Genomic DNA, 14561 nt, shown 5'->3' with positions numbered 1-14561 from the left:
CTTTTCCATCCTCACCCCTATCCCCTGGCCCCTTCCCCCTCTCCTGGCATAAGTCAGGAGAGGGGGAAGGGGTTGTGGGGTTGGGGGGTGAGGAAAGGGCAGGGACGGGGGGCTGAGGAGATACAACGGTTTTTATTTATATTTCGTCATTTCCGTGAGTTCTTGGCCTGCCCTCGCGGAGCGTCCCCGCTCGATCTTGATTTATGAGCGGGGATGAGTGCGAAGCGTGGGCGGGAATCCAGAAGCAGCTTTTTTCCAAACCCTGGATCCCCGATAAGAACGCTCTTGCTTCGCAACCATTCCGGCTCAAAGAACAAATCCGAGCCGGAATGTTCCGCAAGGGCGGGCTCAGGGATGACGATTTACGATATCCTGAAAATCCCGCAAGGAATCCAGTAAATCCTGAATATTGTTCTACTCTTACCTCAAAACCAGTATCGTCATCCCCGCCGCGGCGGCGGTCAGCGCGGCGAGAAAGGTCACGAACGCCGCCGCCTGCAGGCAGCCCGAAAGCGCCGCCCGCCGGGCGAGGTCTTCATGTTCGGCCGTCCCGGCTTCGAGCGCCGCGCGGTTTCGGGATTCGATCCCCTGCCTGCGCAGCCACCACGCCCGCTTGCAAAAGAGGTATTCGCCGATCTCGCTGGCGCGGATCACCCGTTGCGGCATGGGGGGGCTTTAGGGAAATTCATGGAAGGGAATGGGTTCGAGTCATTGCGGGGAGCGAAGCGACCCCGGCCCACCCCCGCGCCGGGGCGGGCGAAGCAATCTCCTTTTTTAGCGATGGAGATTGCCCCGGCCCGCCCGGTGGGCTTGCCGGGACGGGCTTCGCTCCCTTCGGCCGCTCGCAATGACTCCTCATTTTCTCTTGCCGAGCGCCCGCTCGAGGGCGGCGGCGGCGCGCTCGGCCGCCTCCAGCCGCAGGCTGAGGGTCAGGTCGCCGCGGGTGCGTTCGGTAACCCCGCGCACCATGTCGGTGGTGCGGCGCAACCCCCCGGTCAGCGCGTCGGGATAATCGAGCGTCACCAGCAGCGAGTAGATATCGTCCATCATCGCCAGCACCCGCTCGGCCTCCGCCGTTTTCCCGCGGCGCAGCAGGTCCAGCGCCCAGCGGCGAAGCTCGCCGGCCGCCTCGCCGAGGCCGTTCATGTAGGGGGCGAGATCCACCCCCAGTTCCTCCGGGCCGGGCAGGGACCGGCCGCCGAGCAGCGCGAACACGATGCTGGCCTCGGCGAATTCCTTGAGCGCGTCCTGGGTGTAGCCGGCGAAATATAAGTCCGGATATTTCTCCAAGCCGCGGCGCAGATCCGCCGATTGGGAACGGGCCTGGTGGAGGTTGTCCTCCGCCGCGCTGCGCTCCTCGCGGTGCGAGGCGCGGATGGCCAGCGAACAGTGGCGGATCAGGGTGCGTGATTGCTCGAGCGCCCGGTCGCGGGCGGCGTTCTTATCGCGCAACAGGGCGTGCATCATTTCGCCGATGGCATCCAATCCGTCCAAGGTTTCATCCTTCCTTCGGGCTTTCGGGCGCCGGATCCCCGGTCGGCTTGCCGAACAATTGCTCGGCCAGCGAAGGACCTTCCGGGAGGTGGATCTCGCCGTATTGTTTTTCGAATTTGGCGATGTTGTCGGCCAGCGCGCGCATCAGCGCCTTGGCGCACAGCGGGGTGAGCACCACGCGCGCGGCCACCCGCGCCTTGGGCATTCCCGGCAGCATGCGTGCGAAATCGATCACGATTTCCGCCGGCGAGTGGCCGATCAGCGCCAAGTTGGAGTAGATCGGCTCGAGCGCCGCCGGAAGTTCGAGCGGAATCGGACGCGGAGCGGGCGGAGTCGGGTGCGAAGAATCGCTCATAGCAACCTCGAAAAAAAGAAGGCGGGGCATCGCCCCGCCCGGATTAATCTAGAAGGGGATTTCCTCTTCGGTCCCCGGCGCCGCGGCGGGTCCGGATTCCCCCTCGGCCGGAGCGGCATCGCCACGCTGTCCGAGGAAGCGCACCACCTCGGCATTGATTTCAAAGGAGGTCCCCGTCTCGCCGTTGGCGCGCTTGAAAGTCCGCGGGCCTCCGGTTTGCTTGTCGCATATCAGGCGCCCCTCCACCAGCACCTGCCGGCCTTTGGCCAGGTATTGCTTGCAGGCTTCCGCCTGCTTGCCCCAAACCGAGACCCGGAACCAGATTGTTTCCTCGACGTTCTGTCCGCTGGAATCCGTATAGCGCCGGTTGCTGGCGACGGAGAAGGAAGTCACCGGCTGTCCGCCGGCGGTGTAGCGCATTTCGGGATCTCTACCCAGGTTGCCGACCAGGATGACTTTATGAAACATGACTCCTCCCCTTTGACGAATTTTCCGCTTGCGGCGGAAGGTTATAGCTGGATTCTACTCTGAATGGATAAAATTTCAAAACCCTTTACATCTACTACTCCGCATCTCCCCCATCCGCCCGCCCGTCGCTTTCCCTCGCTTTGCTCGGGACAGGCGCTCCGGGACAGGTTCGGGCACCTTTCCCGGAATTGCACCGGGATCGGCTTCCCAGCACCACAACAGCGGAAAGAATAATGGTTGCTTCTCATCTGGCGATCGTCCTACCGGCGCCCGCCCTCGGCGCGTTCTTCGCCGGGGGCACTATTACCCGGCATGACGACCACTGGCTGAGCAGGTCCCTTTTCTATTTATAATTCAATCCTGAAAAACCCTGTCCACTCCGCCTGTTTGCCATTGATCCGTCCTCGGAGAGAGTCGATGACCTATGACGAAATTCTGCGCGAGATGAAGGCCCACGCCGATGCCGCCAGCGTCGCGGGCATGGCGCGCTACGGAATCAATCCGCACGGGACTCTCGGACTTTCGATGCCGTTCCTGCGCGCCCTGGCCAAACGGGTCGGGACGAACCACGAACTCGCCGGGCGCCTATGGGCCAGCGGGATCCACGAAGCGCGGATCCTGGCCGCGCTGGTCGACGATCCGGCGCAGGTGACGCCGGCGCAGATGGAGCGCTGGATCGTGGATTTCGATTCGTGGGACGTGTGCGATCAGGTCTGCGGAATCCTTTTCGATCGAACCCGGACCGCACGCCGCAAAGCCGCCGTCTGGGCGAAGAAGAATCCGGAATTTGAGCGGCGGGCCGGGTTCGCCCTGATGGCGGCGCTGGCCGTGCACGACAAGGCGGCCGAGGACGAAGTGTTCCTGGGCTTCCTGGCGTTGATCGAGCGCTACGCTTTCGACGAACGCAACTTCGTGCGCAAGGCCGCCAATTGGGCGCTGCGCAACATCGGCAAGCGCAACCGCGCGCTCCACAAGGCCGCCCTGGCCTGCGCCCGCCGCATCGCGGGGCAGGATTCGCGCTCCGCGCGCTGGATCGCCAAGGACGCGCTGCGGGAATTGACGGATCCGAAGACCGTCGCGCGGATAAAAACATAGGGGCGCAACCCAGCCGGACCCTCACGGAAGGGTGTCAGACGTGCGTACCGACGGTTTTTTTCGGCGCGTGGGTGGATTTCCATGCCGGCTCATGGCCCCCAAACGGGTTGGGAAGCGTTCTCGATCAACAGGGTATATTCCCCGGTCTGAATGTCCAACAACCAGATTTCCCTTTGCGGATGATCGATTCCCGTCCCATGCTGCTGGAGAAGCAAATAACGGCCGTCGGGCGACCATTGCATCCCGGTATGAAACACGTGCGGAGTCTTCGTGACGGGATGGGCATCGCCGCCGTCCGGACGTATCAGCCATATTTGAGTGCCCACCGGGAAGGATTCCGTGTTCTCCCGGCGGACGACGCCCAGCCAACCCCCATCCGGCGACCAGGATCCGGCGAAATCTTCGGTATTCCCTTGGAGACTCAAGTCGGTCAAAGAGCCGTCCTCCAGATCGTACCGGAATAGGTGGCAGACGGTCCTCGCGGCGGTGGCAACCATGTCGGTAAACAGCAGGGAGGCGCCGTCCGGCGACCAGACGGCGGCCAGCCCGGTCTGACTGGCGATCGAATCCCGTTCTCCGGTGCGCAAATTATACAGCTCGACCGCCGGCGAACCCGGATAACTCCAATAGCTCAGCCAATCGCCGTTCGGCGACCAACTGGCGGTGTAGCCGGGGATCTGCGGATCGCGAAAAACCGTTTGGATTGCGCCGTCCTCCAAGCCGTAGGACCATAAGGTGGGGACCGCAATGAGAGAGTTTAAATCGGTCCGTTCGTACAAGAGCAGGCTGCCGTCCGGCGCCCAAAGGACGTTGCTGCAGTAGTCGTTTCCGCAATCCACCGCCAGATGCGTTTCCCCTTCCGGAAGCGTGACGATCCAAACGCCGGACCCCCCGCCTCCGGAGGAGGCAAACCCGATGTGCAAGCCGTCGGGCGAAAGCCGGTAATCCGTAATCCCCTGCCCGGCATCGGTGATCCGGCGAGGTTCCCCGCGGATGGGGGATTGCCGGTACACCTGCATTCTTCCGCGGTCGTCGGGGGAGAGGTACAGGATACCGGCATAGGAGATATCGAAATCGGGCGGGGGAGTTACGGCCGCCGTGCTGCGGTCCGGTTCCGGAATCCCGTACCGGACGACAACCCCCGCTGTGAGGATCAATCCCATTCCGAGGATGACCCCTGCGCTGACGACAGAAAGAATCGGCGCCGCACGGGAGAACAGATCGAATCCGGCCAGCCAGCGACGGCTGCGGACCACCGCCAGGCCGATTAAAATCAGCACCGCGGCCATGCCCACGCTGAAGGCGGCAACCAAGATCAGACCGAGTGGGATGCGGTTGATTGCGACGGCAGCCAGCAGGATGGCGACGGCATCCGGGCAGGGAACCAGTCCGCCGCTGATTCCCAGCAGGAACAGCATCCGCCGCGTTGGTGCGCCTGGCGTGTCCGGCGGACGGTTGCCCCCGGGGAGCAGCGCATCGTAGGGCCGGGTTTCAACCCTCTCCTGGACCGAAATCCGTTGGACGGACGATTCGGCGGCCGATGCAGAGGGAGTGGGCTTCGCTTCCGACTTCGACGCGCGAGCCCGCGCACGCCGTACCCGCAGATACCCCCGCCAACGCGGAAGAATCAGGTTAACCGCCAGCGCAATGATCAACAGTCCGCTGAACAATTCCAAAAACGGGAAGAAATCCGCGGGGACCAGGAATTGCGAGACGGCCAGCGTAACCATGCCGAACACCAGCACCGATCCCGTATGGGTCGCGGTGACGATGCCGCCGAGTGTGATCGCGTGGCCGGCCGTCCCGCGCTCACCGATCAGATACGCTGCGGTGAGGGTTTTCCCGTGCCCCGGGGTGAGGGCATGGACGGCCCCCAGAAACAGGGTCAGCAAGACAGCCCCCAGGTAGAACGCCGCGGTCGATTCCGGCGTGCGGATCCAATCGGTCAGGACCGCAACGACGCCGTAGGGATCCGTCGGTCCGGCCGCCGAGCTCTCCTCGGGGGAGCCCAGGGCCGGCGACCCGCTGTCCCAATATGTCATTCCGGGGGCGGGGGAGAACAAACCCGTAGCGGCGCGGAGGTCGACCGACAGCCGGCCGTTGGTTTGCAGCGGAGTTGTGAAGCCGATGCCGTCTTCGCCGTGCAGGAAAAACCAATTGTATCCGCGCTCCTCTTCGTAGCGGAAGTGCAGTTCCAGGCGGCGGGTTTCCGAACCGCCCATTTCGGCGGCGGGCCATTCCGCCCGTGCGGCGAAGCGGAACGATTCCTCGCCGAGCTGCACGGCTTCCGCCGACGAAGGCCAACCCACCGAAATCATCGTCAACGGGATTTCGCCCGCGCCGTCGAGTGCGAGCGACAACGCGTCGATCCGCGCGGAAGCCCAGTAGGTGATTTCCTTCGGCGAGACCTCGCCGTTCAGGTCGGTATCCAGCCGATACCATTCCGAGAGCGCCATTAACGGGCCGGGGCGGACCGTCGTATGGATTTCGATCTTTTCCGGGGAGAGGTGAACCTCGTGGGAAAAAAAGAACATATCCAGCGGATGCGCCTGCGCCGGCGCCGCGGGGTGAATCGATGCCAGCAAAGCCAGGAAAAGCGCGGTCAGAAACCCGGGTGCGCGGTTTCGTTCCGGCTTCGATCGCATGCGCCCATTGGACATTCGGAGGATCCCTTGACGGCCTGAGAGCAGAGTCGGCCGGTGTGCTTCGCCCTCATCTTAACATCATTCCGGCGGGTTCCCAAGTTTTCTCGGGAGGCGTACATCCGGCCATTCTTTCTGAAAGCGTGCCCGGTGCCTACACTCCCTGCGCCGTTCCCGAAGGCTTCGCGAGAATCAATCATTATAATTTTCCACGGAAAACACGGAGGGGAACGGAGAAACACAGAGAGACACAGAGGATTATGACAATCCGTGCAACTCCGTGCCCTCCGTGGATTTGTTTTTTCATATCACTAAAGAACAAGGGTCCACGGAGGGAAAAACCTATGTATTCTTTGCGCCTTGGCAGTGGATTTGGTTATTCTTTCGAATTTACGGCTTGCTTCGCCAGTTCAAGGAACTTTTCCACCGGCATCGCGCCCTTGTCTTCGCCGCTGCGCAGCCGCACCGCCACCGCACCGGCCGCCGCCTCCTTGTCGCCCGTCACCAGCATGTAGGGGATCTTTTGCAGCTGCGCGTCGCGGATCTTGGCGTTCATCCGCTCGGTGCGCACGTCACACTTGGCGCGGATCCCCGCCGCCCGCAGTTGCTCCTCCACGTTGCGGGCGTACTCCGTGTGGCGGTCGGCGATCGGGATGATCATCGCCTGCACCGGAGCCAGCCAGACCGGGAAGGCGCCGCCGTAATGCTCGAGCATGACGCCGAAGAAGCGTTCGATCGAGCCGAGCAGCGCGCGGTGGACCATGTACGGCCGCTTCTCCTTGCCGTCTTCGTCCACATAATGCAGGTCGAAGCGCTCGGATTCGTTGAAGTCGAACTGGATCGTACTGCACTGCCACTCGCGGCCGAGTGCGTCCTGGATCTTCAGGTCGATCTTCGGTCCGTAGAACGCGCCTCCGCCCTCGTCGATATCGTACTCGAGGCCGGAGCGGTCGAGCGTTCCGCGCAGGGCTTCGATCGCCGCATCCCACTGGGCCGGCTCACCGACCACCTTTTCCTTCGGCCGGGTGGCGAGGTAGGCGTGGAAGTCGGTGAAGCCGAACGAACGCAGGATGTGCAGGCAGAACGAAAGCGTGCGGTCGATCTCCCCCGGCATCTGGTCCGGGCGGCAGAAGATGTGGGCGTCGTCCTGGGTGAACCCGCGCACGCGCATCAGCCCGTGCAGCACCCCGGCCTTCTCGAAGCGGTAAACACTGCCCCATTCGGCGTAGCGGATCGGCAGCTCGCGGTAGGAGCGGATCCCCGCTTTGTAGACGTGGATGTGGAACGGGCAGTTCATCGGCTTGACGAAATACTCCTCGTTGTCCATTTCTATCGCGGCGTACATGTTCTCACGGTAGAAATCGAGGTGGCCGCTTGTTTCCCACAACTGCCCGCGCCCGACGTGCGGCGAGTAGACGAACTCGTAGCCGTTTTTGAGGTGCTCGTTCTTGCAAAATTCCTCGATCAGGTGCCGCACCATCGCGCCTTTGGGGTGCCAAATCGGAAGGCCCGGCCCGACCTCGGGATTGATCTGGAACAGGTCCAGGTCCTTGCCGAGCTTGCGGTGGTCGCGCTTCTTGGCCTCTTCCACCTTCCAAAGGTATTCTTCCAACTCTTTCGCGGTATTCCAGGCGGTGCCGTAGATCCGCTGCAACATCGGCCGCTTCTCGTCTCCGCGCCAATAGGCGCCCGAGACGTTCAGCAGTTTGAACGCATCCAGGTTGATCTTCCCTGTGGATTCCACGTGCGGCCCGCGGCACAGGTCGGTGAAGGCGTCGCTGGTGTAGGTGGAGATCACCGGAGGTTCGGTGAGCGGGTTGCCGTCCTCGTCCTCGGTGCCTTTCTCGAGTCCTTCAACCAGTTCGATTTTGTACGGCTGGTCGGCGAAGAGCCTTTTGGCCTCCGCGGCGGAAAGCTCCTTCCGGACGAACGGCTTGTCGGCGCGGATGATCTCGCGCATCCGCGCTTCGAGTTTTTCCAGGTCTTCCGGGGTGAGCGCGCGCGGCAGGTCGAAATCGTAATAGAACCCGTCCTCGATCGCCGGTCCGATGGCGAACTTTACTTGGCCGGGGAACATCTCCAGCACCGCCTGGGCCATCACGTGCGAAGCGGAGTGGCGCACCCGGTAGAGCGGCGTATCTTCGTATTTTTCGTTTTTCTTGAGCGGCATCGTTGCATTCCTCCGCCATCCTATCCTACCCCTCCCATCCCTCCCCTTCCTTCCCGTATCATGGGAAGGAAGGGGAGGGGCAGGGGTGGGGAAGGATGGGATGGAAATAAAAATCGCCCCAATCCTGGGGCGATTTTCTCGCGGTTCCACCCATGTTCCCCCGCAGTAATGCTGCGGGGCTACTGCAGCCGCTAACGGGGCTGAACCGTCCTTCTTACTTGGCCTGGCGGCCGTTCCGTCGGAGCGCGCCGGGTGGTTTTCCGGGATGCGGATCGCGGGCCTTTCACCGTGTACTCCCGCTCGCTGAGGTCCGAAATTCCCATACTCGTCCCGGCGGTCGCTGTTGCTTTGGCTTAGAGGGAATTCTACCATAAAACTATCCCAAATCAGGCCGGACTTTGCGTCCGGAGTGGGGAAAACCCGCACCGGACAATCCACCGCGGACCACGGGACCAAGCCGGCCGCTTGTCCTTTTCACCCGTCCGGGAAATCGGCGGCGTGTTCCGCCGCCTGCTTGACATCTCCGGCCGGCGCATGCTAAAATCTTTATTGAAAAATATTTTCAATAAGGAAATCGCCCTTGGACGCCTCCGACCGTATCGGGTTATGGACCGCCGATCTGCATAAGGAAGGCCACCGGTTAACCGCTCCGCGCCGGGCGGTGATCCGCGTGCTGGCCGAAACCCCCACCAGCCTCACCCCGGACCAAATCCTTCGGCGCGCCCGGCGGTACTATCCCAAGACCGGGCTGGTCACCGTCTACCGCGCCCTGGAGGTGCTGGCGGGATGCGGGCATGTCCGCAAGATGCACCGCGTGGACGGCTGCCACTCCTACGCCCCCGCCAGCGCGGGTCATGCCCATCACATCGTCTGCGATCGGTGCCGGGCGGTGATGGAATTCCCGGGCTGCAATCTGGATGCGCTGATCAAATCCGTTCAGCGCCGCACCGGATACGCGGTCCGGGGGCATTGGTTGGAACTGTCCGGGTTGTGTCCGAGGTGCCGGAAGACGGAGTAAATTCCGGAACGGAGGGCGGATTTCACCGATGCGGGGAACGGCTTTTTCGTGGAAGACCTCCAGGCATCCGGCCGCGCCTATCCTGTCCGTTCGCAGAATGGAGGAAGCCGGCCGAAGGAGGAGGGGAACAGCTGGTCGGCGGCCTGACCTCGCGGAAAGCAGGATGCGCACCGGGTTTTTCACCGGCAGGAGGATGGGATGGCTATCGAAACCATGACGTTTCTCTGGATCGCCGTGTTTGCGGTTCTTTCGGCGCTCGTGAACGGTGTGGGTATATTGCTGCTGCATTACCACCGAAGCTGGGCGGAAAGGGTGAAAACCCTGTTTATGTGTTTTGCCTCCGGCGTATTGATCTCGACTCCCTTGATGCTTGCTCTGCCTCAAGCCGTCGAAAAAAACACCTATGCGGGGTTTACCGCCCTGCTGGGGTTCCTGTTCATGTTTTTTTCCAATGATTTGATTAAAAAACGGACTCAAACGGAATCCCTGGCCTTCGGGATCGTGGCGGCCGAGGGCATCGGCATCCATTCGTTCATCGACGGCGTGATCTATACGGTGACGTTCAGCATCAGCATCCTGACCGGTTTTTTGGCCGCCCTGGGTTTAGTCATTCATGAACTCGCCGAGGGAATCATCACCTACACGGTGTTTCTAAAGGCGGGCGTCAAAGAAAGAACCGCCATGCTGTACGCCCTACTGGTGGCGGGCCTGACCACGCCTTTGGGGGCGTTTTTGGCCTATCCCTTGATACACAAGCTCAGCCCGGAAAATTTGGGCTTGATCCTGGGTTTCGTTTCCGGCGTGCTAATTTATATTTCGGCATCCCATCTTTTGCCGAAGGCAAGGGCGGAGGAAGAAAAACATTCCAGCTATGCGTTCTTGGGCGGGGTGGGGTTGGCCATGTTCATCGTATTGTCAAAATCGCTTTAGGGGTTGGCCGGGATTGCCGCCGGCGAAGCCGCGGCGTTAAGGCGGTCTTGGCGGCGTTTCCCGGCATTTGTAAAGCGGTCCCGGAGGATTATCGGCGCGCCCCGCGCCCCGCGGCCCGCGGCCGGGCTGTCCGCATGCAACCGCAGGTCCGCGTCCGGCCATCCGGAAAGAAACAGCGGATCCACGGTCAGATCGCCTTCCCCGAACCCGGTGAAGGCGGCCCAGGTTCCGTCGGTGATCTCGGCCCGAGTGAAATCCGCATCCCGTCCGGTTGCGAATTCGGCTGTGATCTCGCCGTCTGCACGGCTGTAAAACACGTTGTCTCCTTCGTGTAACAGCACCACTCCCGGCCCGAGGTAGATGCCGGTCGGCCCGCCTTCCAGCGGACCGGCGTTGAAGGCGAAGATGTTGCTGAGGAGCGTCAGTTGCACCGATGGGGAATCCATCTCCTCCGGATACCCGGCGACAAACGACCAGTTGCGTTGGCTGAAGGATAGATCCCACATGTTGTAGGCGACGGTGTTGTGTAGCACGTCGACGGTGGAGGGAAAGACTCCCACCCAGACCGCGCTGTTGCCCTGGCCCCAGATGATGTTGTCCTCCATCAGACCCCCGGCCCACAGTTTGATTCCGTTGAGGTGGTTGCGCACCACGCGGTTGCGTCGCACGATTACGCCCGCGGCGTTTCCGGCGCGGTCGCGGGAATTTAAATCAATCCCGTCGCCTCCGTTGTCATGGATATAACAATCCTCGATCAGCACCGGGTAGCCGCGGGCGAACTCCAATCCGTCCGATCCGTAGAACGCTTCCCCGGATAGGCCGGTGCCGTAGATTTCCACCCGGCGGACGGTCATGTGGTCGCAGGGGCCGGGCGTGCAGTCGACGGCCGAAAACTCGCTGCCATGAATGACACTATCTTCCAGCGTGATGTGCTCGACCGGGCCTTCTTCCGGCGCGCCTTCCGTCTCACCGTAAGTGAAGTGTACGGCGGCTTCCCCGCCGCTGATCTCCAGATGGTCGAGATAGACATGCCGGTTCTCGCCGGAGAGTGTTACCCCCCAGATGGTGAATCCGCGCAGGGAAAAACCGCTGATCCGCAGGTATGAGGCGCCCGCGTCCAGAGTCAGCAATCCCGCGGCCTCGCCCCCGCCGTCCAGGATGGGGATCTCGCCGGGAGCGGCGCGGAAGGTGATGGGCGCCTCGGCTGTTCCGGAACGGGAGAAGTGCGTTTCCTCGGACGCATACACGCCGCCGCGGAAGCAGACGACGTCACCCGGTTCGGCGCCGTCAGCCGCGCGCTCGAAGGTGGCCCACGGCCGGCTCTCGGTGCCGGGGCCGGAGTCGTCGCCGTCGGTGGAAACGTACAACGTACAGGCGGCGTCGGACGGGGCGGGAAGATCGGTTCCGGCTGGGGCGGGTGGGAAGCCGCCGGTCGCCGCCGTTTCGGCGCGGACAGTTGGTAAGTTTGTTTTTTCCTCGGTGGCGTTCCCGGCCGAAGGGGAAAGCGAACAGGCGGTTGCGGTGAGAAACAATGGAAGAAATCTCATTCCCTTTTTCATGGCTGGACTTCCTCGAATGGCGGATCCGGTTGATCAAGGTAACTTCATATCGAAGCCATCAGGGCTGAGCGAATATATCCGCAGAAGAATCATCACCGATATTTTAAGCCGAAAACCTTGTTTCCATGACATTCCAAGGTCCGGTTTTACGTTGCGATTATCTTTGTTCTCTTCCCTCAAGATCCTGTATATCTTAAGCGGGTGATGTCCCAATTTCCTGTTGGCCTTGACAAAAAATTATTTACTTAGTATAAAGTAAAAATAAGGAGAAAAGATATGAAAAACAAGGCGATTTTTTCACGGATTCATTGGATTTCTTGGTTATTTGTGACAATGATTACGGGAATCCTGGCAGGCTTCCTGACCTCCCACAGCGTCTTGCTGGGCCGGTATTTCACTTGGATTCTCGAATCCGGAGATTACGGGGTGTTCACCGATTCTTTCGCATTGTTCCGGGAGGCTTCCCAGGCCAATGTCCACTACAATTATTTTTTATGGGCATCCCTCGTGCTGGGGATCTTCTGGACGATATTTTCCTTCCTGGTCCGTAAGGACCGGATCGTCGCCCTGAGCGCGGGGCTTTCCTCGTTCTGGGTGGGTTGCGTCTTCTTCGCCTCCGGTTTCGCCACGGCGGAGGAGGCGGTGTGTTCCGGCACGGCGGATGCGGCGGCAAGGCAATTTTTTGTTTCCTGGAATCTCCCGATGCACGCGTCCTTCGCCGTGTTCTACACGCTTTGCTTCCTGTTGCTGCTGATTGTCGGATGCAAATGCGGCCGCAAACAGGAAGCGCAGCCTTCGGCGTGATGCGGAAGACAACCCGGACAGCCGCAGGGGGAGTAGAATGCATCTTCCAGGAGGCAGGATTGCGGAAAAAGCGGAATGCCCAGGATACCCAATCGAAGGTCCTTGACGGCGCGGAAAGAATCTTCGCCGCCAAAGGATTCAACGGAACCAGCCTGGCGGAGGTTTCCAAGACGAGCGGAATCTCCGTCGGGCTGATCCTGTATCATTTCCAGACAAAAGAGCGGTTGTACAAGGAAGTGCTGGAGCGGATTTCGGCGCGGTACGCGGAAGTGCTGACGGGCTTGCGCGACACAAATCTTCCCCCGCCGGAGATGCTCAGGGAGGCGTTGCGGGCGGTGTTCGATTTCTGGCGGACGGAAAAGACCTACAACCGCATCAGCCTGTGGTCGTTTCTCGAGCGCCGGGAAACGAGCGCGGCCGGCGAAGCCCGGTTGACCGCCGGATTGGCGGAGTACGTGAAAGCCATGCAGCGGGACGGGTATCTCTCCCGGGCGATTCATCCGGCCGTGTTCCTCAGCATGATCATCGGGCCGATCCACTTCTGGTTCCGCTATAAAAGCCGCTTCGCCGAGATCCTCTGCTGGAAGGAGAAGGACGCCGCGCTCGACGAACTCTTCCTGGAACAGTTCATTGCCATCCTGACAAGCTTCGAAAAACCCCGCGACGCATGAAGCGAGGGGTTTTCTCCGTTCCCTCCGCGAAAACCGGCTGATGGGGAGAACCGGCCGACTCCGGCGGGGGGGCCGGGCGAACGGCGGGAACGGTGCCAAAAAAAACGGCCCGATGGGCATACGCGAGCCATCGGGTCGAAGTGATTCGGCACTTTCCCTTTCTGTTCCGACGATGCTGTCATACGCGCTCCGCAAAGGGAGACCGGCCAAGGATCAATCCCCCAACTGCAGTTGCCGGAATCCGCCGAAGGAAGCGGTCATTTTGTCGTACACCGGTTGCCCCAGCAGCGCCAGGTAGATCTCGTCCGCCTTTTCCGCAGGATCGATGTCCGCAAAAGCTTCCGGGAATAGGATCTTACCGAGGTAATACGCGTCCGCGATGGCGGTGTCGAGGTTGGTGGAGTAGTAATTGTACGGCAGCTGGGAGTAGACCCTTCCGTTACGGACCGCGGAAAGCGATTCATAGAAGGCGGTATTTTTCCGGTAATCCTCCAAAACCGAGGCGTACCCCAACATGTCGAGGAAAAGGTACTCCGGATCCCATTCGAGCAGTTGCTCCTTGTCGACCATCATCGCGCCGCTCTTGCCGGTTTCGTCCACGACGTTTTTAGCGTGAAGGACATCCAAAAGGGCGTAGCGACCTTGTGTGCTTTCCATTCCGTGCAGTCCCTGGGAACCCAATCCACCGATGTACACGGAGGGTTTGCCGTCCTCCGGGATATCCTCGGTCCGGTTCGACAAATCCCGTTGACTGTCCAAGAGGAAGGCGATCGCCGCTTCGGATTTGGCGGTTTCTCCGGTGATCCGGCCTATCAGACGGAGAGAGTCCTGTATCGGCTGGCCGAAGATCGACGTGACGCCGAAGCCTTGTGATCCATAGCTGAGGACTACCACCGGGATGCCGGTTTGGTCCTGCAGTTCATCGGCCGCCTCCGCGTCCTGCGCGTATGTGCTGAAGATGACCTGCGTCTTGACAGCCAGAAGTTTTTCGGGATCCGGGGCGTTGTTCGGGCCTCCGAGTCCGATCACCGGCAACTGCGAGAGCGAAGGGTTGGCCAGGATGTAGGGTTTGCCGCTGACGTCGTGGATATCCACCTGTTCCACCCCGGCGACGTACTGCAGATCTCCGGCGTAGACATACAGGCGGAGCGCGCCCGGGCCGATGGCAACCACGCTCCTTACGGAGGCCGGGACGGATACCCTCCGCCCCAACAGGTCGGTGACCTCGACTGTTTGACCGGCGGTCTGCTCCGCGGCGCCGCATCCGCACAACGCAAGCAGCGCCGGGATCGTCAGCAACCACGCCATTCGAACTCTTCTTGCCATGGATTTCCTCCTGCAGGATGAATTTGGAG

13 protein-coding genes are annotated in these 14561 nt (G+C 61.3%); 5 read left to right on the top strand and 8 right to left on the bottom strand.

Annotation, left to right across the window (positions count from 1 at the left end):
- Positions 1-420: 420 nt before the first annotated feature.
- From JW929_00835 to JW929_00820, 4 genes are all read right to left on the bottom strand, one after another.
- Entirely contained in the window at positions 421-666 is a 246-nt protein-coding gene (locus JW929_00835) for a hypothetical protein (GenBank protein MBN1437927.1), read from the bottom strand.
- A gap of 189 nt (positions 667-855) precedes the next feature.
- Entirely contained in the window at positions 856-1494 is a 639-nt protein-coding gene (locus JW929_00830; GenBank protein ID MBN1437926.1) for a haloacid dehalogenase, read from the bottom strand.
- Between the two features lie 4 nt (positions 1495-1498).
- On the bottom strand, positions 1499-1849 hold the full coding sequence (locus tag JW929_00825) for a DUF3467 domain-containing protein (GenBank protein MBN1437925.1): 351 nt from the start codon (positions 1847-1849) through the stop codon (positions 1499-1501).
- A gap of 48 nt (positions 1850-1897) precedes the next feature.
- A complete protein-coding gene (locus JW929_00820; GenBank protein ID MBN1437924.1) occupies positions 1898-2317 on the bottom strand; it encodes a single-stranded DNA-binding protein in 420 nt (139 codons plus the stop codon).
- Between the two features lie 417 nt (positions 2318-2734).
- On the opposite strand from JW929_00820, the gene JW929_00815 reads away from it, so the two are divergent.
- Positions 2735-3412, top strand: a complete 678-nt coding sequence (locus JW929_00815) for a DNA alkylation repair protein (GenBank protein ID MBN1437923.1) — start codon at positions 2735-2737, stop codon at positions 3410-3412.
- An 89-nt stretch (positions 3413-3501) separates the two neighbouring features.
- Here the strand turns inward: JW929_00815 and JW929_00810 are convergent, their stop codons facing one another.
- Both JW929_00810 and JW929_00805 read right to left on the bottom strand, forming a co-directional pair.
- On the bottom strand, positions 3502-6057 hold the full coding sequence (locus JW929_00810) for a hypothetical protein (protein MBN1437922.1): 2556 nt from the start codon (positions 6055-6057) through the stop codon (positions 3502-3504).
- A 373-nt stretch (positions 6058-6430) separates the two neighbouring features.
- Positions 6431-8224, bottom strand: a complete 1794-nt coding sequence (locus JW929_00805) for a threonine--tRNA ligase (protein MBN1437921.1) — start codon at positions 8222-8224, stop codon at positions 6431-6433.
- 580 nt (positions 8225-8804) lie between these two features.
- Here JW929_00805 and JW929_00800 point away from each other — a divergent pair.
- Positions 8805-9242: a transcriptional repressor gene (locus JW929_00800; protein ID MBN1437920.1), complete on the top strand. Its 438-nt coding sequence runs from the start codon at positions 8805-8807 to the stop codon at positions 9240-9242.
- Between the two features lie 198 nt (positions 9243-9440).
- Entirely contained in the window at positions 9441-10172 is a 732-nt protein-coding gene (locus tag JW929_00795; protein ID MBN1437919.1) for a ZIP family metal transporter, read from the top strand.
- On the opposite strand, the gene JW929_00790 is transcribed toward JW929_00795, so the two are convergent.
- Entirely contained in the window at positions 10169-11731 is a 1563-nt protein-coding gene (locus JW929_00790) for a right-handed parallel beta-helix repeat-containing protein (GenBank protein MBN1437918.1), read from the bottom strand. The two genes, JW929_00795 and JW929_00790, sit on opposite strands and share 4 nt — an antisense overlap.
- Positions 11732-12007: 276 nt before the next feature.
- On the opposite strand from JW929_00790, the gene JW929_00785 reads away from it, so the two are divergent.
- Positions 12008-12535 (top strand): hypothetical protein, encoded by a 528-nt coding sequence (locus tag JW929_00785; protein MBN1437917.1) that lies wholly within the window; start codon positions 12008-12010, stop codon positions 12533-12535.
- 59 nt (positions 12536-12594) lie between these two features.
- The gene (locus JW929_00780) at positions 12595-13206 is read left to right on the top strand and encodes a TetR/AcrR family transcriptional regulator (protein ID MBN1437916.1); all 612 of its coding nucleotides are present in this window, start codon (positions 12595-12597) and stop codon (positions 13204-13206) included.
- 213 nt (positions 13207-13419) lie between these two features.
- On the opposite strand, the gene JW929_00775 is transcribed toward JW929_00780, so the two are convergent.
- On the bottom strand, positions 13420-14532 hold the full coding sequence (locus tag JW929_00775) for an iron ABC transporter substrate-binding protein (protein ID MBN1437915.1): 1113 nt from the start codon (positions 14530-14532) through the stop codon (positions 13420-13422).
- Positions 14533-14561 lie beyond the last annotated feature (29 nt).

This window comes from Anaerolineales bacterium, assembly GCA_016928575.1.
Classification (GTDB): domain Bacteria; phylum Chloroflexota; class Anaerolineae; order Anaerolineales; family RBG-16-64-43; genus JAFGKK01.
This window is presented reverse-complemented; position numbering and strand designations above follow the sequence as displayed.

Coding starts and splice junctions, on each gene's coding strand:
- JW929_00810 (MBN1437922.1), bottom strand. CDS start 6,057: ATGCGATCGAAGCCGGAACGAAACCGCGCACCCGGGTTTCTGACCGCG.
- JW929_00790 (MBN1437918.1), bottom strand. CDS start 11,731: ATGAAAAAGGGAATGAGATTTCTTCCATTGTTTCTCACCGCAACCGCC.
- JW929_00835 (MBN1437927.1), bottom strand. CDS start 666: ATGCCGCAACGGGTGATCCGCGCCAGCGAGATCGGCGAATACCTCTTT.
- JW929_00795 (MBN1437919.1), top strand. CDS start 9,441: ATGGCTATCGAAACCATGACGTTTCTCTGGATCGCCGTGTTTGCGGTT.
- JW929_00775 (MBN1437915.1), bottom strand. CDS start 14,532: ATGGCAAGAAGAGTTCGAATGGCGTGGTTGCTGACGATCCCGGCGCTG.
- JW929_00820 (MBN1437924.1), bottom strand. CDS start 2,317: ATGTTTCATAAAGTCATCCTGGTCGGCAACCTGGGTAGAGATCCCGAA.
- JW929_00785 (MBN1437917.1), top strand. CDS start 12,008: ATGAAAAACAAGGCGATTTTTTCACGGATTCATTGGATTTCTTGGTTA.
- JW929_00815 (MBN1437923.1), top strand. CDS start 2,735: ATGACCTATGACGAAATTCTGCGCGAGATGAAGGCCCACGCCGATGCC.
- JW929_00805 (MBN1437921.1), bottom strand. CDS start 8,224: ATGCCGCTCAAGAAAAACGAAAAATACGAAGATACGCCGCTCTACCGG.
- JW929_00825 (MBN1437925.1), bottom strand. CDS start 1,849: ATGAGCGATTCTTCGCACCCGACTCCGCCCGCTCCGCGTCCGATTCCG.